The following is an 18768-nucleotide window of genomic DNA, read 5'->3' on the forward strand; positions in this document are numbered from 1 at the left end:
GCGCGGGTGTAGTTCAATCTGCGCATCGTGGCACTACCCGTACCGTGAACATGGGCAACCGGAGCTGCGTGGTGTTCGATGTCTCTTCCAGTGCACGTAGCAGGTGTTTCCAGGCCCGGGGATGTCGTTCGGCGTAGCGATCGAGCACCGTCTGCGCCGCGTCGTCGGAAAGCAACTCGGCGACGGCGGGCGACGTGCGGCGCCACCCGACGGTGACCCGCACCCGCGGGTCCGCGAGGACGTTACGACACCACTGGGATTTCTCCCCGAACCCCGACACGATGACATAGGTGTCGACGGAGGGCCGGTCAACCACCTCCAGGACCACGTACCGGAGCTCCCCGCTACGTCGTCCGCGGTGTTCCAGCAGCAGCAAGCGATTGCCCAACAAAAAGCCCAAACCCTTGCCGTACAGCCAGATCGGTGCGCGGACCACCCAACGGACCCGCAGCAGTCTGCCCACGACTACCGATAGCCAATCCGCTTCGGCCATGGTTCAGTCCCTGGGGCCGTTGGTATTTCGGCCGTACAGTGCGGCCAGTCGGACGTTGTACGCGGTGAGCGCTGCTTCGTCGTCGTCGAGGTCGATCGACGAGTCGGCATCGACCCCCAGCGTTGTTTGGCGGCGGATGCGGTCCAGCCACGGACCCAGGCTGTTGCCCACACCGTTCCGGCCGGCGATCCAGCGACCCCCGATGATCACCATCAGAACCATCATCAAGCCGTCGCCGGCGAACCACATGATTGCCCCGGCCACAGACTGATCGGCCAGCGCGGACGGTCCCCAATCCCGAGACGCGGCGTAAGCAGGCGCGATCACCGATCCGCTCATCATCAACACCACCCCGACCAGCGTGTCGGGGCCCATGCAGAGCGCCACGACGACGAAGGACAGGAAGGGCGCCAGCGGTGGATCGGTGGTCAATTCGTCGCCTACCAGCGGGAGCAGCAGTAGATAACCGGTGACCAGATAGAGGACCAGTTCGCTGTTGTGAATCCACATGTGCTGGCTCATCGCCTGTTGGAACCCGGTCAGGTGCGTCAGGACGAGCACCGCGGCATACAGGGGGACTGTCAGGCGCGGTGTGATCAGCCAATGAAACGGTCGGCCGCCCCGAAAAATGTCGACACGGCAGCGAACTGTGGCCCCACCGGCGTTGTGCAGCAAGCGAATTGGCTGTGCCCAGACCAGCAACGCGGGCACCACGGTGATCAGCAGCAAGTGCACGATCATATGCACCCAGAACAGGTGATGGCTGTACATCGCCAGCGGGCTGTTGACGACGAGCACCAAAATTCCGGCCGCGGCCAGCATGGACACCGTGCGTGCCGGTGGCCATGGCCGGCCGGTCCGACGGAGCCGGATGAGCAGCGCCACGTAACAGATCAACGCCAGCGCGATGAGCAGGTCGGCGACGGGGGAGGGCGTCCAGGCGGTCAGCAGGTCGGCGCCGGTGGTCGGCGCGTCCATGGTCACGGATCCTGCTTGGGCGCAACAGGAGTGGCAGGGCGAAGCGTAGCCAGCACCGACTCGTAGGTGATCCATCCGGTCAGTTCGGTGTGATCCGGGTTGAGCACCGGGAGTCCGGTGCCTCCACGACCGCTGAGTTTGGCCAGTATCTCGTCGGCCGCGGCATCTGCGGCGACAGCGGTGGGTAGCCCGACGAGCGTCTTCACCCCGGGTGGCGGGTCACAATCCTCGAGCGCTTCTGCGACATCCTGGGCTGACACGCAGCCGATATAGCGTCCGTCGGTGCCGGTCACCGGCAGCATGCCGAACGGTGAGGTCGCCAGCGCCGCGGCGGCGTCATCGAGCGTAGCGTGTTCGGCCAGCGGTTCGGGGGCGGGCAGGGCGATATCAGCGGCGGTGAAATCCCGGTGTTCCGACGGTGGCGCATCGAGGTCGACACCGCGTCGCCACAGCTTGGCGGTGTAGATCGTGTTCTTGGACAACAGATGTCCTGTCCCGGCGGCCATCACGACCGCGGCCATCAACGGGAGGATGATCGAGTATTCACCGGTGAGTTCGAAGAGGATGATCACTGCGGTGATGGGCGCACCGGTGGCCCCGCCGAGCGCGGCGCCCATGCCTATCAGTCCGTAGGCACCGGCCGATTCGGTCACACCGGGGAACAGCCCGTGAGCGACCAAGCCGAATGCGGTTCCGGCCATGGCACCGATGAACAACGTTGGGGCGAACACTCCGCCCGAGCCGCCGATGCCGATGGTCAGGCTGGTCGCCAGCATCTTGCCGACCATCAGGACCAGCAGCATCCCGATCACGTATTTGCCCTCGACCGCGTTCTCCAGGACTGGATATCCGACACCGTACATCTGGGGTAAGCCGATGAGCAGGCCGCCGAGCAGGACACCGCCGACCGCTGGCCGGGCCCATTCCGGGCCTCGCCACACCCAGTCGCAGGCATCCTCTACCAGATAGAGGACTTTCGAGAAGGCCACTCCGACGACGCCGACAGCGACTCCGAGTGCGATATAGAGCAGGTATTCAGCGGGGCTTCGGACGGCGAATGCGGGCAGGGTCAAGAACGGGTGGTCGCCGAGCATGGTCCGCCCGACGACGTCGGCGGTGACGCTGGCCAGCACCACTGCGCCGAAGGACTCCGCCGTGAAACTCCGCAGGATCAGCTCCATGGCAAAGAACGGCCCCGCCAGTGGCGCGTTGAACGTGGCCGAGATCCCGGCCGCTGCGCCGCAGGCGACCAGCAACCGCATTCGTGGGGTATCCAGGCGCAGCAACTGAGCGACCGTTGAACCGGCAGCCGACCCGATCTGCACGATGGGCCCCTCGCGGCCAACCGAGCCGCCGCCGCCGATACACAGCGCCGACGCCAGGGCTTTGACCAGGCTTACCTGCGGGGCGATCCGGCCGCCTCGATGGCTGACCGCGTACATCACTTCGGGCACGCCGTGGCCGCGGGCCTCCGGCGCGAACCGATGCACCAGTGGCCCGTAGATCGCGCCCGCCACCACCGGTGCCAGCAAGAGGAACCAGAAGCCCAACCAGGGCCAGTGGGTGCTGGCCACCCGTCCGAGACCGGAGTAGTCGTCGTAGCCGGTGAACATGCGGGTGAACGCCGTGATGAGCCATCGGAAGCCGACCGCTCCCAGCCCGGTGACCGCACCGACTGCAACAGCCAGAGGCACCAAAGCCGACGGGCTTTCCCGGAGCCAACGTCCCCACGCCACCCGTTGAGGCACCCAGATGCGGCGCGGTGCGATAGCGCTGGATCGTCCCGTCATCATTGCAGTATGCAATAGTTGCAGTGAGCTTTGGTACTTGGGACCAACTGTTGCGGAGAGGACGCCATGCCCGGCCAGAACGATCCATTCGCCGACGACTCGGTGGATGCCATCACCGACGCGCTGTTGACCGCATCCCGGCTGTTGGTCGCAATCTCGGCGCAGTCGATTGCCAATGTCGATGAGACACTGACAATCCCGCAGTTCCGTACGCTGGTGATCTTGTCGACCCGCGGCCCAGTCAACCTGGCGACCCTCGCCGGATTGCTCGACGTCGCCCCCTCCACCACCGGCAGGATGGCCGACCGCCTGGTTGCCGCCGGCTTGATCGATCGCCAGCCCCATCCGGATTCTCGGCGGGAACTGGTCGTCGAACTGACGTCGCATGGGCTAGACGTCGTGGCTGCGGTGACCGGACATCGTCGCCGCCGAATTGCCGAGGTGGTCCACAACATGCCGCCTCGCGAGCGCCAAGGCTTGGTGCGGGCACTGTCCACGTTCACCGCCGCCGGTGGCGAACCTTCCGTGGCGTTGGAGATTGGTGGATTCCTCGCGTGAACAACGCAATTCATGGACGAGACGCACGACGGAACAGGTGGTGATCGCCGATGCGGGTGATCGTGTTCGACGTCAACGAAACGCTGCTCGATCTCGGTGGGCTTGATCCGCTGTTCGCCGACGTGCTCGGCGACGCAGCGCTGCGCCCGCAGTGGTTTGGCACGATGTTGCAGCTGTCTTTCGTTGGCGGTCTGACCGGCCAGTATGTGGACTTCAGCACCGCCCAGCGGGCTGCCCTGCAGATGACCGCCGAACGGGCGGGTCGCAGCATCTCCACCGCTGCAGCGGAGACGGTGGTCAACGCAATGCGGCACTTGGCGCCCCACCCCGATGTCGTTCCTGCCTTGATGCGTCTGCGCGACAACGGTTTTCGAGTTGCTGCCTTGACCAATTCGGTGCTCGACGTAGTGCAGGATCAGTTTTCGAACGCCGGTATTGCCGAGCTGTTCGAGGGGGTCTATTCCGCCGATGAGGTGCGTGCGCTCAAGCCTTTTGCGGCGCCTTATCTCATGGTCGCCGACCAATGCGGTGTGGATATCGGAGAGTTGTGCCTGGTCGCGGCGCACTCCTGGGATGTTTCTGGTGCGATGGCCGCAGGCGCACAAGCCGCATTCGTTGGTCGCGCAGGCGCGGTACCGAGTCCGTTGGGCGCCCAGCCGGCCGTGATCGGAGCTGATCTGGAGAAAGTGGCCGATGCTCTGATCGCGGGCAAGGGAAACGCGCGCTGATGGTGAGACGGTTCGGTTGGTTGTGCGTGGCCACTGGTTTGGCTCTGGCCGGTTGCTCGGGTGAGCCCCCTGCTGCTTCTGGGACGGTGGCAATGGGTGACTCGTCCGGATCGGCCGGCGCGACCCGCGGCGGAGAGTTGTTGGTGCCGAGTGCACGCGGCATCGTCGACCAGCTCGCCAAACTGGGCTTCGAGGCTCCCAATCCGATGGATACGACGGCGCAAGAGTGCCCAGTCGCAGGGTGCTCCCAATCCATCGTCACCGATACCCTTCGAGTCAAATCGTTCACCAGTACAGGTAAGGCGGAGAGTTACGCCAAAGAGCGCGGTCTCGACCAAGTGGCGACCATCGTCGTCTCCTTCGCGCCACCAGTATCCCCATCCGATCAGGATCGCTATTGGGCCGAAGTCCAACGGCTCGTGCAGTGAGCTGTCACCGTGAGTAGCTGGCCGACGTGGACGCTTGGAATGATCTTCCTGATCGCGGCGGCGGCGATCTGGGGCGCGGGCATTGAGTTGTCGAGACAGACCGACGTGCTGTCGACGCGGCTGAATCTGGGGTCTGCGCTCGGCGGCCTGATCCTGCTCGCGATAGCGACCAACCTGCCCGAGATCGCCATCGTGACCAGCGCCTCGCTGTCAGGCAAGGTCGAGGTCGCCGTGGGTAACATTCTGGGCGGCATAGCAATTCAGACCGTCGTGCTGGTGGCGCTTGACGCATTCGGTGTGCGGGGACGCAAGCCACTCACGTACCGGGCGGCATCATTGGTGCTCGTCCTGGAAGCGACGTTGGTCGTCGCGATCTTGGCGATCGTGATCGCAGGAACTCAGATGCCGAAATCGGCAATAGCGCTCCGACTGACTCCGGCAACGGTCCTGATCCCCATCGTGTGGGTGACCGGGCTGCTGCTGCTTCGGCGGGCAAGGACGTCCTTGCCGTGGCATGAATCCGGTCAGCCACCTGATGGCCAGAGTCGGCCACGCGGGCACAGCACACAGCACGCCGAGCAACAGGCCAGCGATCGCGGAACCAGTACGCGGGCTTCGGTGGGGATGTTCGGTGTGGCTGCGGTGGTGACCCTGGTCGCCGGAGTATTACTGGAACGCAGCGGTGACGTGATCGCCGACCACATCGGTTTGTCCGGTGTGCTGTTCGGGGCGACCGTGCTTGCCGCCGCCACCTCACTTCCGGAACTGTCGACCGGTCTGACCTCGGTGCGCCACGGCGACTACCAACTCGCCGTCTCCGATATCTTCGGCGGAAATGCTTTCCTACCGGTGCTTTTCGTGCTGGCCACGCTGCTCACGGGGCACGCCGTACTGCCGGATGCCGAAGGAACCGATATCTACCTGACGGCCGTTGCGATGGTGTTGACTCTCGTCTACGCCGCAGGTCTGCTGTTTCGACCGCGACGCCGAATACTGAGGCTCGGCGCCGACTCGCTCGCGGTGCTGATCCTGTATGTCCTGGGCGTCGTCGGACTGTTCGTCATCGTCAACGGTTAGTGCGAGGAGTTCACAGTGCTACTTGTCCTGGCTTTCGGCCTGGTGCTTCTGATCAGTGTCTCGCTCTCGGGTGTCGCCGCCAGAACGGTGCTGTCGACGGCCCTGCTCTTCTTAGTGGCCGGCGCGCTGATCGGACCCGGGGGACTGGGTGTCGTCACCATCGGCCCGGATGACCCGATCGTTTCTCTGCTGGCCGACATCGCACTGTTCACCGTGCTGTTCACCGACGGTCAGCGCGCTAATCTCTCTGCACTGAAAGAGAATTGGACTCTGTCCGGCCGCGCGCTCGGTCTCGCGATGCCACTGACGATGGTCGGGATTGCGCTCCCTGCGCACTATCTCGCCGGTCTTGATTGGCCCACCGCCTTTCTCATCGGTGCGATTCTGTCGCCGACGGATCCGGTGTTCGCCGCCGCGCTCGTCGGCAGATCCGATGTTCCGCTGCGGCTGCGCCGACTGCTCAATGTCGAGTCCGGTCTCAATGACGGCCTCGCTCTGCCGTTCGTCCTGATCTTCCTTGCCACCGCTCAACACGAGCACTCCGACCTCGGCGAGGTGGTCACCGAGCTGTTGCTCGGTCTCGTGCTCGGTGCCGCCGTCGCGGCAGCGGTGGCATTCGCCTGGAGGGCCAAGATCCTCACCGCCGAGCCACGACTGCAGCCACTGGGGCCCATGGCAATTGCCATCCTGGTCTACGCGGGATGCCACCTGACCCACGCCAACCCGTACCTGGCGGCGTTCGCGGCTGGGTCGACACTGGCCACCCTCGATCATGTCGCGGCGGAGCGCTTCGAGCCGTTCGGCGAACTGCTCTCTGAATTGACGAAGTTCGCGGCCCTGTTGGTGTTCGGTGCCCTGATCACGCCTGATCGGCTGTCCCATCTCGGTCGGCAGGAATGGCTTTTCGCCGTCGTGGCCATCGTCCTGGTGCGTCCGGCGGCCATGTTGCTCTCGCTGTTGCGCACGCAGTTGCCGCGCAGTGAGCGACTGACCGCGGCCTGGTTCGGGCCGAAGGGATTCGCCTCAGTGGTTTACGGGCTGTTGGCGTTGCAGTCCGGAATCGCGGATAGGGAGCTGGTTTTCGACTTGGTTGCCGTCACCATCGCGTTGTCCATTGTGCTGCACTCGTCGACCGATGTGCCGGTTGCGCGAATGCTGCGAATAGAGCCTCCCGACAACTTGCCTGCCGGGCGCCCCGACGTCGATCCGCGTGAGACGGACGCGTCATCGGGGCCCGAGATGCGATGAAATGCCAGTGATGCCCTGGCCACCAACATGATCCGTCGTCGGATGGTTAGAACCCGCCGGATGACCACGTGAGCCGACGTGGCGGGGCGTCCAGCCATTGGCGTGACCAGATCAGGCCAACACGAAGTACCGCAGCCACAGATACGGCGCGGCGATCGCGATCGTCAAGGTGGTGACGATCGCGCCCTTGCGGGTGAACTCCCAAAAGCTGATGGGGTGGCCTTCTCGGGCGGCGATGCCGAGCATGACGACGTTGGCGCTGGCTCCGACGGCCGTGAGGTTGCCGCCGAAGTCGGCGCCCGCCGCCAGCGCCCACCAGAGTGCATCTGCCTGGACGGGATCGGAGATTGCGGCGGTCAAGTCCGCGACGACCGGACTCATGGTGGCGACATACGGGATGTTGTCGATCACGCCGGAAAGCACTGCGGAGACGATCAAGATCAGCATCGTCGCTGTCAGCGCGTTACCGCCGGTGACATCGGCGGCAAGCCGGGCGAGGCTGCCGATCACCCCGGTCTTCACCAGCGCCCCCACCAGAACGAACAAGCCGATGAAGAACAGCAGGGTTTCCCATTCGACGCTGCCGAGGTAGTCCTCACGGTCGACACCAGAGATCAGGATGAGCAGCCCCGCGCCCAAGAGTGCCACCACAGACGGAGCGATGTGGATGACGGAATGGCCGATGAAGGCGGTGAAGACCAGCGCCAACACCACTCCGCATTTCCACAGCAGGCGTGGGTCGCGGATGGCCTCGCGTTCATTGAGCGACATCACGTCAGCGACTCGGTCCGGGTGAACGGCGAAAGCCCCGCGAAAGAGGATCGGCAGGACGAGCACGAAAGCCACCAGCACGATGATCACCAGCGGAGCCATGTGTACCAGGAAGTCGTTGAACGTCAGGCCAGCGCGGCTGGCGATGATGATGTTCGGCGGATCTCCGACCAGGGTGGCGGCGCCACCGATGTTGGAGGCGAACACCTCCGCCATCAGGAACGGCACCGGGTTGATATCGAGACGCTCGCACACCAGCAGCGTCACCGGCGCGATGAGCAGCACCGTGGTCACGTTGTCGAGGAATGCCGACGCGACTGCCGTGATCACCACCAGCAGGACCATCACCCGCCGCCCGGAGCCGCCGGCCCGTTTGGTGGCCCAGATCGCCGCGTACTCGAATATCCCGGTCTGGCGCAGCACCCCGACGATGATCATCATGCCGAGGAGCAAGAAAACGACGTCCCAGTCGATACCGGTCTCGTGCGAGTAGAACGCGTCCTCGGAGCTGACGATGCCGAGTATCAGCACCACGGCACCGCCGCCAAGCGCCGCCTTCACCTTGGACACCCGCTCGGTGGCGATCAACGTGTAGGACACGATGAAGACCAGCACCGCGACCGTAGTCATCGCAGATCACCGGCCAGGGATGGCCCGCTCAGTGAGATTGGAGCGCGACTTCGAGAAGCCGCGAGGCCGTGATGACCCCGATCAGGTCCTTGCCTGCGAGCACGGCGACCAACGGAGCACGTTCGTGCGCCATCACGGCAGCGACCTCCACGATCGTGTCGTCGGCCTTCACCGTGGGCATGTCCGGGCGTTGCTTGGGCAGTACTGCGGCGACCGTCTTGCCACTGAGTTTGTCCGCGATGCGGTCGGCCATCGATTCGCTCAAAACCCCCGCCAGCGCGGGATCGTCCCGGACATATCCCGGCACGAGCAGTCGGACTACCTCCGATGCGGGCAGGATCGTCGTCGGGCAGCCGTGTTCGTCGGTCACCACCAACCCCGCGAGCCGGCGCTCGGCCATTAGCCGCACCGCATCCAGGGCGTTGGAGTCCGCCGTCACGACAGGGAATTCTTCGGCGATCTGCTCGGCGCGCACCACTAGACACTACGTCGCAGCCGGAGACCGGTACCGCTATCGGGCAGGTTGCCGCCGCCAACACTGCGCCAGCACATTCAAGGACAAGCGCCATGCCGGACTCCCACCGTTGCGTTCAAGTCGACACCGGCGGTGCGACTGCCGACCAGACTTCCCGGCACTCCGCCCATAAACATGCCGTAGTTACTCGTCTCGGGCAACCGCGGTCGGTTGGCAATCGCCTGCGTCCGGGTGTATGTACTCACGTTGGGTCCCCCATCGCGGTGGTTCACCGTTTGTGGATCTGGGCACTCGACCTCGCTCCAAAATGTGCGAGTCGGCTCTGAAAGGCAAATGCAAAGCAGTTGCGCCGCTGCGAGTTTCGCCTGTGGAGGCCGCTGCCGCTGAGCCGGTGAACGGCAGCCTTGATGGAAAAATCGACCTGCGAACCTGTAATTCGATCGCGGCGGGATGAGTCATCTGGCTCCGGCGGCCACGGTACCGCCGACCGACCAATGCGAGCGCTCGCCGAGGTCTAGCACCTTCAGATCAATTTCTTGTTGAAAGGCACTACATGACAATGCATCTCGGGACAACGCGCCGGGCTTCACGGTCGAAACCACGCAGGGAGCGATCAGTTTCTGCGATTGGCTCGGCGACAGCTGGGGGTCCTGTTCAGTCAGGGTGCGGAGATCAACTTTCCGATGATCGCCGACACAGACCATAAGGTTTCGATGCCCTACGACATGATCCACCATCCCGTGACTGTGCCTCCGCGATCAAATCCGCATGAGCTTCATCTCGACGAGCCGGTCCGCTGCGGTGTCGACCTGCTGGGTCACAGCCTCCCGCACGTGGGCCGGGTCGGAAACCTGCTGCCCGTCGAGTTCGACCGGGAACGCGCCCTCTTCGGCCAGCGCCAGCAGCTCCCTCACCAGTGCATCCCGATCGCGGGTGCCGTCGAGCAGCGGCAGCAGATGCCGGTCTAACGGGGACAGGATGAGCGCCTCATGCCAGAGATTGAAGATCGACGCATCCTCGTTCCAGCGGGTGATCTCCGCCATGCGTCTGATGGTCTCATCCAGCCGCAGCTGGGCGTCGGGGACCGACTCCGGTAGTACCGGATCGAGCCGGTATCGCGCGTGTCCCTGCCCGATCAGAACCCCCAGCAGGCCATCGACATGCTCGCCGAGATTCTCGGCCGGGGCGAAACCGGCGGACATCAGCCGTGCCTGTACCGCCTCGACCAGCTCCCGATGGGACATCGTCCACGGCCAGCGACCGTTGAGTTCCTCCAGCGTCGCCTTGAGCCCGGGATCGTTGGTGAACAGCGTCGCCCCGTTGGCAACCTCGTACTCCTGGCGGGAGTGATCCATCACGGTCCGGCCCTCGACGGGTGGCGTCCAGGCGGCGAAATGCAAACGGCCATAACGACTCAGGTCGGGGTTGTAGTTGATCTGGGGTGCTCGCTGCGCATGAACCAACAACGATTCGCGGAATGCCCGGTTGACCACGAAATCCAGGTACTGCTCCGCGAGCACCTGGACGCCGCCAGATTTCGCGGCCACATAGTCGGCGACCTTCGGTCCGTGGTTGGACGCAAACATCGTCTCAGGACGTGCCTCTGCCAGAAATGCCAGACCGTGCGCGCTCGCTTTGCCCAGCAGCTCGTAGAAATAGCAGGGTGTGTTGAATGCTTCCAACTCGTCGTGCAACAGATAAGAATCGCCGAAACCTTCGTCGCGGGCCCGGAATTCCGCCAGCACCCTGGCCAGTACGCCGCCGGACGGGGCAACGTCTTCGAGGAAGTCGGCCATCTCGCGCGCATCGCGGGCCTTCTCGCTGGGAGTCGTGCTGGCACCGCTGGCCAGCAGCATCGCATCTCGCATGTACTCCTTGGCTTTCCAGCCCGGATACACGTTGTAGCTGAGGTAACCCACCCCCTCGGGGGTGAGCAATTCATGTATCGACGCCAGGACGGCATCCTGGACCTCCGGTGGCACCCAGCTGTATACGCCGTGGGCGATGATGAAGTCGAACTTCCCCAGCGCCGCCAAATTCAACCGGGAGACGTCTGCGGCCAGCAACTCAAGGTTGCCTAGGCCCAAGGCTGCCGCGACGGTACGCCCTTGACGGATCTGCACCTCTGAAAGGTCGATGCCGAGCACCTGCGCCTGCGGATGGGTAGCCGCAAAGGGAATGAGGTTACCGCCAGCGGCGCAACCGATTTCGAGGACGCGGGCGTGTGCTACCTCCGGTGTTGCCAAACCGAACAGATAGGCGACGGCAGCCAGGTGCCCTGGTGCAGACTGCGGAAACGCGTCGGAGTGGTAGGGGGTCGTATCGTAATCGGCGCGGAGTCGATCGACCGCCGCACCGTTATCGCCTGCCTGCATTGTCGACAGGCTGCCCGGTAGTGCTTGCCGACCGGCGAACAGTGGGTGAACACCGCGCTAGGTGGGATCGCCTCTGGACGTGCACGGGGCGATATGACCGTCGTCGATGAGGGTCAGGGTCACCCGCATCTGGTCGGGTTGGAGGCTGCCCGTCCAATTGTCATAGGGATGGTCCAGAAACCCCACGACGAGCAACGCCGATGTCACCAACGCCGAGACGAACGCGATGGGCACCGCCTGAATGACGGCGCTCTCCCGACGCTCGGCCTGCTGATCGAACCATTGACCGTAGGCCGCTTCCTGCTTCGGGTTCGTGGGATCGGTCGCGGCGAAGTCCGTCACCACCGTGTCGACCCAGTGTTCTACCGAGGCAGACGATTCGCCGCGTTCCATCGCCGGCCATTCGTCTGAAATGACGGCACGTGCATCGCAGATGAGGTCGCCGTGTAATCGGCTCCCGTCGTGCCCTTCGAGCACGGCGGCCACGTTGTGCAATTCGGTGACCGAGATGGCCTCCATGCTGCCGCCGTCGCGGGCGCGCTGATAGTTCTGCAGCGCCAATTGACCGATACGAACCTAGGTGAAACCCCTAGCAGAGGCGACTGGCTCCGGCGTGGGGCGGTTTGGGTTGCCTAGAAGATCCCGCTGTAGGCGTTCAACGCCGGCTGGCCACCCAGGTGTGCGTAGAGAACCTTTGATCGGGGGTCGATCTGCCCAGAATGCACCAGATCCACCAGACCCGCCATCGACTTACCCTCGTAGACGGGATCGAGGATGATCCCTTCGAGTCGGCCGGTCAGCGTGATCGCGTCGACCGTTGATTTCACCGGTATGCCGTAGAGATCGCCGGCCCAGCCCTCGAGAATCGTGATCTCCTCATCCCGCAGTTCGCGACCCAGCCCGATGAGCTCCGCGGTGTTGCGGGCGATACGTTCGACCTGAGCCCGGGTCTTTTCCACCGTCGCGGAGGCGTCGATGCCGATGACGCGGCGGGGCCGGTCCTGACCGGCGAAACCTGCGATCATCCCCGCGTGTGTCGATCCCGTCACCGTGCAGACCACGATGGTGTCGAAGAAGATGCCGAGTTCCTGCTCCTGTTGTTGCACTTCGTATGCCCAGTTGGCGAAGCCGAGTCCGCCTAGCCGGTGATCGGACGCGCCCGCTGGGATCGCATATGGAGTACCGCCTGCGCGTTTGACATCCTCGATGGCGTTCTGCCAGCTGTCTTTGAATCCGATTCCAAAACCGGCGGGATCAAGGCGCACGTCCGCTCCCATGATGCGGGAGAGTAATATATTGCCGACCTTGTCATTGACGCAATCGGGCCAGTCAACCCATTTCTCCTGTACTAGAACGGCTTTCAGCCCAAGGCTGGCGGCAACGGCCGCCACCTGACGGGTGTGGTTGGACTGAACACCCCCGATGGACACCAGTGTGTCGGCTCCCTGCTCGAGCGCCTCTGGGATGAAGTACTCCAACTTTCGAGTCTTGTTGCCACCGTAGGCCAGACCGGAGCTGACATCCTCGCGCTTAGCCCAAATCTCGGCACCGCCAAGATATTGGCTCAAGCGACGAAGCGGGTGGATGGGGCTCGGGCCGAAGGTCAGCGGGTAGCGCTGGAAATCTGCGATAGTCATTGAGCCTCTCCTGTGACGATGGGTATAACCGCGGCGCCACGCTGCCCAGTTCCTGCCAAACCGCGCCGAATTCACTTGACCCAAAAGCAATGTTCACCGTAACATGCAATATATTGCTCACGGGGCTGGTCTTTGTCAATCGCACTGACTGCAGGGCTGGGGCAGTTGTGGAGGCGGGGTAGAGCTGGGCTCCGCACTCGAAGATGACCAGTTTGACGCGCTCTCTTGACTCTCTCCCTAGGGGAGGCTGCACCGTGACGGTATGACACATAACAGGACCGAAAACACCAGCATCTCGTGGAACGCGTTGCCGTCGGTGATCACTAGTTGTCTGGCCGCGCATCGGGGACTGCCCCCAGTTTGGTTGACTCCTGACCTGTGAGGATTCGTCCTTGCTGGAAGGATCAATTCCGTGCCGAAAGCATTTCCCGCCGAGTTCCGCGCTGACGTGATCGCTGTAGCCCGCAAGGGTGAGGCGCCGCTACGTCAGATCGCGAAGGACTTCGGCATCTCCGAGGCCTGCCTGCATCGCTGGCTCAAGATCGCCGACCGCGAAGACGGTATCGACCGAAAAGGAGCAACCGCGGCCGCGGGTGACGTCTCTGCCGAGCTGCGTGAAGCGCGCAAACGGATCAAGCTCCTCGAGCAAGAAGCCGAGATCATGCGCCGTGCCGTCGGCTACTTGTCGCGGGACGTCAACCCAAAATGATGTACCCGCTGGTCCTTGATCTTGCCGCAGACGGTGTCCCCGTCACGGTGACCTGCCGGGTTCTTGGCTTCTCTACCCAAGCGTTCTACAAGTGGCGCAAAGCCCCTGTGACACAACGCGACTTGGACGATGCACATCTCATCAACGCCGCCCTCGACATCCACGCCGACGACCCCACCTTCGGCTACCGCTTCATCGCCGATGAACTCCCCGCACTCGGGATCATCGCCGGCGAGAACAGAGTGGCTCGACTGTGCTCGCAAGAACGCATCTGGTCGGTCTTCGCCAAGAAGCGCGGACTGAACAGGAAGGCCGGGCCACCCGTGCACGACGACCTCGTTGGCCGCCAATTCTCTGCCCAGACCGCCAACGAGATCTGGTTAACCGACATCACCGAGCACCGCACCGATGAAGGCAAGCTCTACCTCTGCGCCATCAAGGACGTGTACTCCAACAGAATCGTCGGCTACTCGATCGACTCGCGGATGAAGGCGTCGCTGGCCGTGGCCGCCCTGCGTCACGCCGTCGGCGTCCGCTCGCCCGTCGCTACGATCGTGCATTCCGACCGCGGCAGCCAATTCCGGTCACGGAAATTCGTGTACATGCTGTCGCACAACGGGTTACGAGGCTCCATGGGCCGCGTCGGGGCATGTGGAGATAACGCCGCCATGGAGTCTTTCTTCGCACTATTGCAACGTAACGTCCTCGACCGGCAACGGTGGTCCACCCGAGCCGAACTGCGACTGGCGATCGTCACCTGGATCGAGCGCACCTACCACCGACGCCGCCGCCAACGCGCCCTTGGCAAGCTCACCCCGATAGAGTTCGAACTGCTCCACACCCCAGCCGCAACCGCGGCCTGAAATTCACACCCCGCGAGTCAACTGAACTCGGGGCAGTCCCTCGGGCTCGTGATGTCTCCACTGCGGTCACCGCCTTCGCGGAAGGCGCCGTAGTAGTCGACGAAGGCCACACCTACTTGGGAGTCAAGTAGATCGCCGATTGGCTCGACGGTGCCGGTAGCGAATACTCCTTCACCACAGCGTTCACCGGTGCCACCACGTCTGGGGAAGAACAGTTCGACGTGACCCAGCGACTGGAGGGCGACTTCCCCGGAGGGGTAGCCGATCTGCACTACCGATTCTTGCTGAGCGGTCCGGTAATCGATCGACTCGTCGTTGAACCGTGAGCCGACGGCGGCGTCCCACGCGATGACTGTGTCGCGACCCGATGCAGTCGCTGACTTCATCGATCAGGCTGCACACACGACTCGCAGCTGACAAATCCACGAATGACGAAGGTGTGAAAGACATGACAACGACCGACGGCGGACCCGGACATCTGGCATCGGCAGCCGAGTTCGAGCATTACGACTTTGTGGTGATTGGCGCCGGCTCGGCCGGGTGTGTCATCGCTGCCCGACTGTCCGAGGACCCAACTGTTCGTGTGTTATTGCTCGAGTCTGGCCCGGCTGACGCGAGTCCCCAGATATCCACTCCACCGGCCTGGCCGGCGCTGTGGGGGACCGATGTCGACTACGCCTATGACACTGTCCCGCAAGCGAATGCCGACGGCCTGAGCCGCAACTGGCCGCGCGGACATACCCTCGGCGGTAGCAGCAGCATCAACGCAATGGTGTTCCTGCGCGGCCACCCGAGCGACTTCGACGCCTGGGCGCAGGCCGGTTGCACGGGCTGGGACTACGAGTCGGTGGTGCCCTACTTCCGGCGCCTCGAGACGGTCAGCGGTCGGGATACTCGCTACCGCGGGACCGACGGACCGATGTACCCGGCGCCAGCCGCTGCCGAGGTCGCCAACCCACTGTCGCAGGTCTTCCTCGAGGGCGCGGTTGCAGCGGGCTTTCCCTTAACCGACGACTTCAACGGCGCGGTTTCCGAGGGCGCCGGTTGGCACGACTTATCAATCTCAGAAGGGAAGCGGCAGAGCACTGCCGCCGCGTACCTGCGCCCGATAAGTGGGCGCAGGCCGAATCTGTCCCTTTCCACCCAATCCCGGGCGCGTAAGTTGCGGATTGAGGGAAATCGTTGCGTAGGAGTCGAATACGAACGTGACGGGATGATCGCGATCGCGTACGCGGACGCCGAGGTGGTGCTCAGTGCTGGCGCGGTTGACTCACCACGGTTGCTGCTCCTGTCCGGGATAGGACCGGCCGCTGAACTCGAAGCGGCCGATGTCATCGTTGTGCATGACCTGCCCGGGGTGGGTCGCAATCTGCATGACCACCCGTTCTCCGGTGTCGTCTACGAGGCGGCGCAACCGATACCTGTCGGCCGGACCAACCTCGCTGAGACCTCAATGCTGTGGCGCAGCGATGAGTCGCTTGCCGGCCCGGATATGCAGCTGATGTTCATTCACGTACCGTTCCACCTGCCGCACCTGGCGGCCCCCGCGAACAGCTTCACGCTCGCGGTCGCCACGGTACCCGAGGCTCGCGGTTCGATCCGGCTCGCAGGACCAGACCCGACGACTGCGCCTTTGATCGATCCGAATTACCTTGGTGCTGAGTCAGACGTGGCGCGGATGATCCACGGTCTGCAGGTGGCCCGGGAAATCGCGGCCAGTGAGCCGTTCACGCCATGGTGCGCGCGCGAGGTGCTTCCCGGGCCGGAAGCCACTGACGAGACGGCACTGCGCGCCTTCCTGGCCCGCAGCACCGGCACGTACTTCCATCCAGTCGGCAGTTGTGCGATGGGCATCGGGTGTGAGGCGGTCGTCGATCCGGAGCTGCGAGTGCACGGGCTGACCGGCTTGCGGGTGGCCGACGCATCGATCATGCCCAAAGTTCCGTCCGTCAACACCAATGCCGCGACCATCATGATCGGCGAGAGGGCTGCCGACCTGATCCGTGGGCGAACCTCTCGGTCTGGCTGGACGCGATCAGCATCTCTTTGATGGGGGACGAATGACAATCGGGGAACTCGGTGCGGACCTTACGGGTACCGATGACGGCAGACCACTGGTTGTGCTTCTGCACGGGCTGACTTTCGATCGCGGCATGTGGGCTCCGCTGATCAGCGCCTTGGACAGCCGCCGGGTATTGGCGGTCGACCTGCCCGGGCACGGCGATTCGCCCGTGCGCGACTCATACGACGTCATGGATGTCGTAGATGAGTTGCATGCAGCAATCATGTCGATCGGCGCGGGCAAGCCGGTGTTGGTGGGGCACTCGATCGGAGGTCTGCTGGCCACGGTGTATGCGGGCAGGCACCCGGCGCGTGCAGTCCTGAACATCGATCAGCCGTTACTGCCTGGCCCCTTTGGGGAATTCCTGCGGTCGGCCGAACAGGTGCTGCGCGGGCCGGACTATGTAGGTGTTTGGAACCAGCTGCTCGCGGGGATGGGAGTCGAGCACCTGAGCCGACAGCTGCGAGATCTGGTGCGCTCGAAGCCTCGTCAGGATCTACTTCTTGGATACTGGAGCGAGATTCTGGAGATATCGCCGGTAGAACTTCGAAGGCGGCGGACGAGCGACCTGCACGCCTTACGGGAATTCGGGACCGCCTACCACCACATCAGCCGGACCGTGTTAGACCCCGGTTACGAAGCATGGTTTCGAAAGGTGATTCCAGAAGCTGGCATCACAGTTCTGGCGGGCAGTGGGCACTTTCCCCACTTAGGCCAGCCGGACTTGGTCGCGGAGATAGTGTCCCGCTGGCAGTGAAGTGTTCTTGCACAAGGCATCCCGTGCTGATCGAACGGAACTCCTGCCCACGACATGCGATATTTCGAGGGCGATATGCAGAGTTCAGGACGGTCCGTGTCGTTGACGCTGTGGCCTGCTACCGCTGCCAGCCTGACTTTTAACCTACGATATCTGCCATGCCGGTGCCCGATGAACACGGAAAACATCGAAGGTCGCTGCTGCGAGAGCAGGCATACATTTCGATCAGGGATGCAATCGTCAACGGCACGCTGGCACCCGGGGAGACCTTGCGCGACCCGGAACTCGAGAAGTGGCTGGGGATCAGCCGCACGCCGATCCGGGAAGCCATTGCCCGACTCGAGACAGCGGGCTTGGTTCATACCTTGCCTGGTCGTTCGACGGCGGTCTCGACCATCGAACGCAAGGCGGTGTTCGATGCGCAGGCCGTCGCGGCCTGTCTTCACGCGTTAGCCGTCCGTATCGCGGTTCCGCTGATGGGGAAGCATGAATTTGCCGAAATGGTGAAGGCCAATAAGGAGTTCGCCACCGCCGTCTCCGCAGGAGACGCCGAGTCTGCAATACGCGCTGACGATCTGTTTCACGGCGTTTCGGTCAGCGCCAGTCAGAATCAGACGATTCCGGTCGCTCTTGAACAAGTCACTCCGGTCCTTCGCCGAGTCGAGTTTTTACGCTTCTCCTCACTTTCCGGCCGTAAGTCGATTGCGCAGCACAAGCGAATCATCGAGCTCTGCCGCCACGGTGATGCGGAGGCCGCGGCGGATGCCACGCAACGGAACTGGGAGACGTTGTCGCCCATTTTGGACGGGCTTGACGACGCATGACGACTGAGCCTTAAGCGATCAGGCCAGGGCCATGAACAGCTTCTCCAACTCGGCTTCACTCAGTGGCTGCTTGCCATCGGCGCTCTCGCCGGTGAGGCATTCACGCATACCGGTGGCCACGATCTTGAAGCCGGCACGATCCAGCGCTTTGGATACTGCGGCCAGCTGAGTCACGACGTCCTTGCAGTCGCGCCCCTGTTCGATCATCGAGATCACCCCGGCCAACTGACCTTGGGCGCGCCGCAGCCGATTCAACACCGCGGCGATGTTCTGTTCGTCGCCAACCATGGGGATCCCTTCAGTTTGTGTAGCAGTGGTAACACTGTACCCACCGGGGTATATGCCCACCATGAACGCGCCCAGTG

At 63.6% G+C, this 18768-nt stretch carries 19 protein-coding genes; 9 read left to right on the forward strand and 10 right to left on the reverse strand.

From position 1 onward, the window contains the following. Positions 1-13: 13 nt before the first annotated feature. From ADBZ9O_RS16775 to ADBZ9O_RS16785, 3 genes are read right to left on the reverse strand one after another with little or no spacing between them, the layout of a single operon-like run. Positions 14-493: a nitroreductase family deazaflavin-dependent oxidoreductase gene (locus tag ADBZ9O_RS16775; protein WP_526523741.1), complete on the reverse strand. Its 480-nt coding sequence runs from the start codon at positions 491-493 to the stop codon at positions 14-16. 3 nt (positions 494-496) lie between these two features. Then, entirely contained in the window at positions 497-1471 is a 975-nt protein-coding gene (locus tag ADBZ9O_RS16780; RefSeq protein WP_526533228.1) for a cytochrome c oxidase assembly protein, read from the reverse strand. A gap of 2 nt (positions 1472-1473) precedes the next feature. Next, on the reverse strand, positions 1474-3264 hold the full coding sequence (locus ADBZ9O_RS16785) for a chloride channel protein (RefSeq protein WP_526523743.1): 1791 nt from the start codon (positions 3262-3264) through the stop codon (positions 1474-1476). Between the two features lie 63 nt (positions 3265-3327). On the opposite strand from ADBZ9O_RS16785, the gene ADBZ9O_RS16790 reads away from it, so the two are divergent. The 5 genes from ADBZ9O_RS16790 to ADBZ9O_RS16810 all read left to right on the forward strand — a co-directional run bounded on the left by ADBZ9O_RS16790 (position 3328) and on the right by ADBZ9O_RS16810 (position 7300). Further along, positions 3328-3819: a MarR family winged helix-turn-helix transcriptional regulator gene (locus ADBZ9O_RS16790; RefSeq protein ID WP_526523745.1), complete on the forward strand. Its 492-nt coding sequence runs from the start codon at positions 3328-3330 to the stop codon at positions 3817-3819. A 50-nt stretch (positions 3820-3869) separates the two neighbouring features. Next, positions 3870-4547 (forward strand): haloacid dehalogenase type II, encoded by a 678-nt coding sequence (locus ADBZ9O_RS16795; RefSeq protein WP_526523747.1) that lies wholly within the window; start codon positions 3870-3872, stop codon positions 4545-4547. 92 nt (positions 4548-4639) lie between these two features. After that, a complete protein-coding gene (locus ADBZ9O_RS16800; RefSeq protein ID WP_526523749.1) occupies positions 4640-4975 on the forward strand; it encodes a hypothetical protein in 336 nt (111 codons plus the stop codon). 9 nt (positions 4976-4984) lie between these two features. After that, a complete protein-coding gene (locus ADBZ9O_RS16805) occupies positions 4985-6052 on the forward strand; it encodes a sodium:calcium antiporter (protein ID WP_526523750.1) in 1068 nt (355 codons plus the stop codon). Between the two features lie 15 nt (positions 6053-6067). Beyond that, complete coding sequence (locus tag ADBZ9O_RS16810) at positions 6068-7300, forward strand: cation:proton antiporter (protein WP_526523751.1); 1233 nt, start codon at positions 6068-6070, stop codon at positions 7298-7300. Positions 7301-7411: 111 nt separating this feature from the next. On the opposite strand, the gene ADBZ9O_RS16815 is transcribed toward ADBZ9O_RS16810, so the two are convergent. From ADBZ9O_RS16815 to ADBZ9O_RS16835, 5 genes are all read right to left on the reverse strand, one after another. Then, positions 7412-8701, reverse strand: a complete 1290-nt coding sequence (locus ADBZ9O_RS16815) for an ArsB/NhaD family transporter (protein ID WP_526523753.1) — start codon at positions 8699-8701, stop codon at positions 7412-7414. Positions 8702-8729: 28 nt separating this feature from the next. After that, a complete protein-coding gene (locus ADBZ9O_RS16820) occupies positions 8730-9176 on the reverse strand; it encodes a CBS domain-containing protein (protein ID WP_526523754.1) in 447 nt (148 codons plus the stop codon). Positions 9177-9934: 758 nt separating this feature from the next. Further along, the gene (locus tag ADBZ9O_RS16825) at positions 9935-11551 is read right to left on the reverse strand and encodes a methyltransferase regulatory domain-containing protein (protein ID WP_526523756.1); all 1617 of its coding nucleotides are present in this window, start codon (positions 11549-11551) and stop codon (positions 9935-9937) included. A gap of 57 nt (positions 11552-11608) precedes the next feature. Next, positions 11609-12112 carry a bestrophin-like domain gene (locus tag ADBZ9O_RS16830; protein ID WP_526523758.1) on the reverse strand — a complete coding sequence of 168 codons (504 nt, stop codon included), beginning with the start codon at positions 12110-12112 and terminating at the stop codon, positions 11609-11611. Between the two features lie 71 nt (positions 12113-12183). Beyond that, positions 12184-13188 (reverse strand): 1-aminocyclopropane-1-carboxylate deaminase, encoded by a 1005-nt coding sequence (locus tag ADBZ9O_RS16835; RefSeq protein WP_526523760.1) that lies wholly within the window; start codon positions 13186-13188, stop codon positions 12184-12186. 412 nt (positions 13189-13600) lie between these two features. Between ADBZ9O_RS16835 and ADBZ9O_RS16840 the strand changes: the two genes are divergently transcribed. Beyond that, a protein-coding gene (locus ADBZ9O_RS16840; RefSeq protein WP_526523762.1) for an IS3 family transposase occupies positions 13601-14760 on the forward strand; the annotation gives its coding sequence in 2 pieces (ribosomal slippage) (positions 13601-13892 and positions 13892-14760; 1161 coding nt in all). Between the two features lie 17 nt (positions 14761-14777). Here ADBZ9O_RS16840 and ADBZ9O_RS16845 read toward each other — a convergent pair. Beyond that, the gene (locus ADBZ9O_RS16845; RefSeq protein WP_526523764.1) at positions 14778-15146 is read right to left on the reverse strand and encodes a hypothetical protein; all 369 of its coding nucleotides are present in this window, start codon (positions 15144-15146) and stop codon (positions 14778-14780) included. 62 nt (positions 15147-15208) lie between these two features. Here ADBZ9O_RS16845 and ADBZ9O_RS16850 point away from each other — a divergent pair, with 62 nt between their 5' ends. From ADBZ9O_RS16850 to ADBZ9O_RS16860, 3 genes are all read left to right on the forward strand, one after another. Beyond that, positions 15209-16810, forward strand: a complete 1602-nt coding sequence (locus ADBZ9O_RS16850) for a GMC family oxidoreductase (protein WP_526523766.1) — start codon at positions 15209-15211, stop codon at positions 16808-16810. A 10-nt stretch (positions 16811-16820) separates the two neighbouring features. Next, on the forward strand, positions 16821-17579 hold the full coding sequence (locus tag ADBZ9O_RS16855) for an alpha/beta fold hydrolase (protein WP_526523768.1): 759 nt from the start codon (positions 16821-16823) through the stop codon (positions 17577-17579). 158 nt (positions 17580-17737) lie between these two features. Continuing rightward, positions 17738-18403 carry a GntR family transcriptional regulator gene (locus ADBZ9O_RS16860; RefSeq protein ID WP_526523770.1) on the forward strand — a complete coding sequence of 222 codons (666 nt, stop codon included), beginning with the start codon at positions 17738-17740 and terminating at the stop codon, positions 18401-18403. Positions 18404-18421: 18 nt separating this feature from the next. On the opposite strand, the gene ADBZ9O_RS16865 is transcribed toward ADBZ9O_RS16860, so the two are convergent. Next, positions 18422-18691: a metal-sensitive transcriptional regulator gene (locus ADBZ9O_RS16865; RefSeq protein ID WP_526523772.1), complete on the reverse strand. Its 270-nt coding sequence runs from the start codon at positions 18689-18691 to the stop codon at positions 18422-18424. Positions 18692-18768: the final 77 nt, after the last annotated feature.

The sequence above is a fragment of the Mycobacterium sp. genome, from assembly GCF_965229105.1.
Lineage (GTDB): Bacteria > Actinomycetota > Actinomycetes > Mycobacteriales > Mycobacteriaceae > Mycobacterium.

Coding starts and splice junctions, on each gene's coding strand:
- ADBZ9O_RS16780 (WP_526533228.1), bottom strand. CDS start 1,471: ATGGACGCGCCGACCACCGGCGCCGACCTGCTGACCGCCTGGACGCCC.
- ADBZ9O_RS16855 (WP_526523768.1), top strand. CDS start 16,821: ATGACAATCGGGGAACTCGGTGCGGACCTTACGGGTACCGATGACGGC.
- ADBZ9O_RS16825 (WP_526523756.1), bottom strand. CDS start 11,551: ATGCAGGCAGGCGATAACGGTGCGGCGGTCGATCGACTCCGCGCCGAT.
- ADBZ9O_RS16850 (WP_526523766.1), top strand. CDS start 15,209: ATGACAACGACCGACGGCGGACCCGGACATCTGGCATCGGCAGCCGAG.
- ADBZ9O_RS16860 (WP_526523770.1), top strand. CDS start 17,738: ATGCCGGTGCCCGATGAACACGGAAAACATCGAAGGTCGCTGCTGCGA.
- ADBZ9O_RS16790 (WP_526523745.1), top strand. CDS start 3,328: ATGCCCGGCCAGAACGATCCATTCGCCGACGACTCGGTGGATGCCATC.
- ADBZ9O_RS16800 (WP_526523749.1), top strand. CDS start 4,640: ATGGGTGACTCGTCCGGATCGGCCGGCGCGACCCGCGGCGGAGAGTTG.
- ADBZ9O_RS16815 (WP_526523753.1), bottom strand. CDS start 8,701: ATGACTACGGTCGCGGTGCTGGTCTTCATCGTGTCCTACACGTTGATC.
- ADBZ9O_RS16835 (WP_526523760.1), bottom strand. CDS start 13,188: ATGACTATCGCAGATTTCCAGCGCTACCCGCTGACCTTCGGCCCGAGC.
- ADBZ9O_RS16775 (WP_526523741.1), bottom strand. CDS start 493: ATGGCCGAAGCGGATTGGCTATCGGTAGTCGTGGGCAGACTGCTGCGG.
- ADBZ9O_RS16795 (WP_526523747.1), top strand. CDS start 3,870: ATGCGGGTGATCGTGTTCGACGTCAACGAAACGCTGCTCGATCTCGGT.
- ADBZ9O_RS16865 (WP_526523772.1), bottom strand. CDS start 18,691: ATGGTTGGCGACGAACAGAACATCGCCGCGGTGTTGAATCGGCTGCGG.
- ADBZ9O_RS16845 (WP_526523764.1), bottom strand. CDS start 15,146: ATGAAGTCAGCGACTGCATCGGGTCGCGACACAGTCATCGCGTGGGAC.
- ADBZ9O_RS16785 (WP_526523743.1), bottom strand. CDS start 3,264: ATGATGACGGGACGATCCAGCGCTATCGCACCGCGCCGCATCTGGGTG.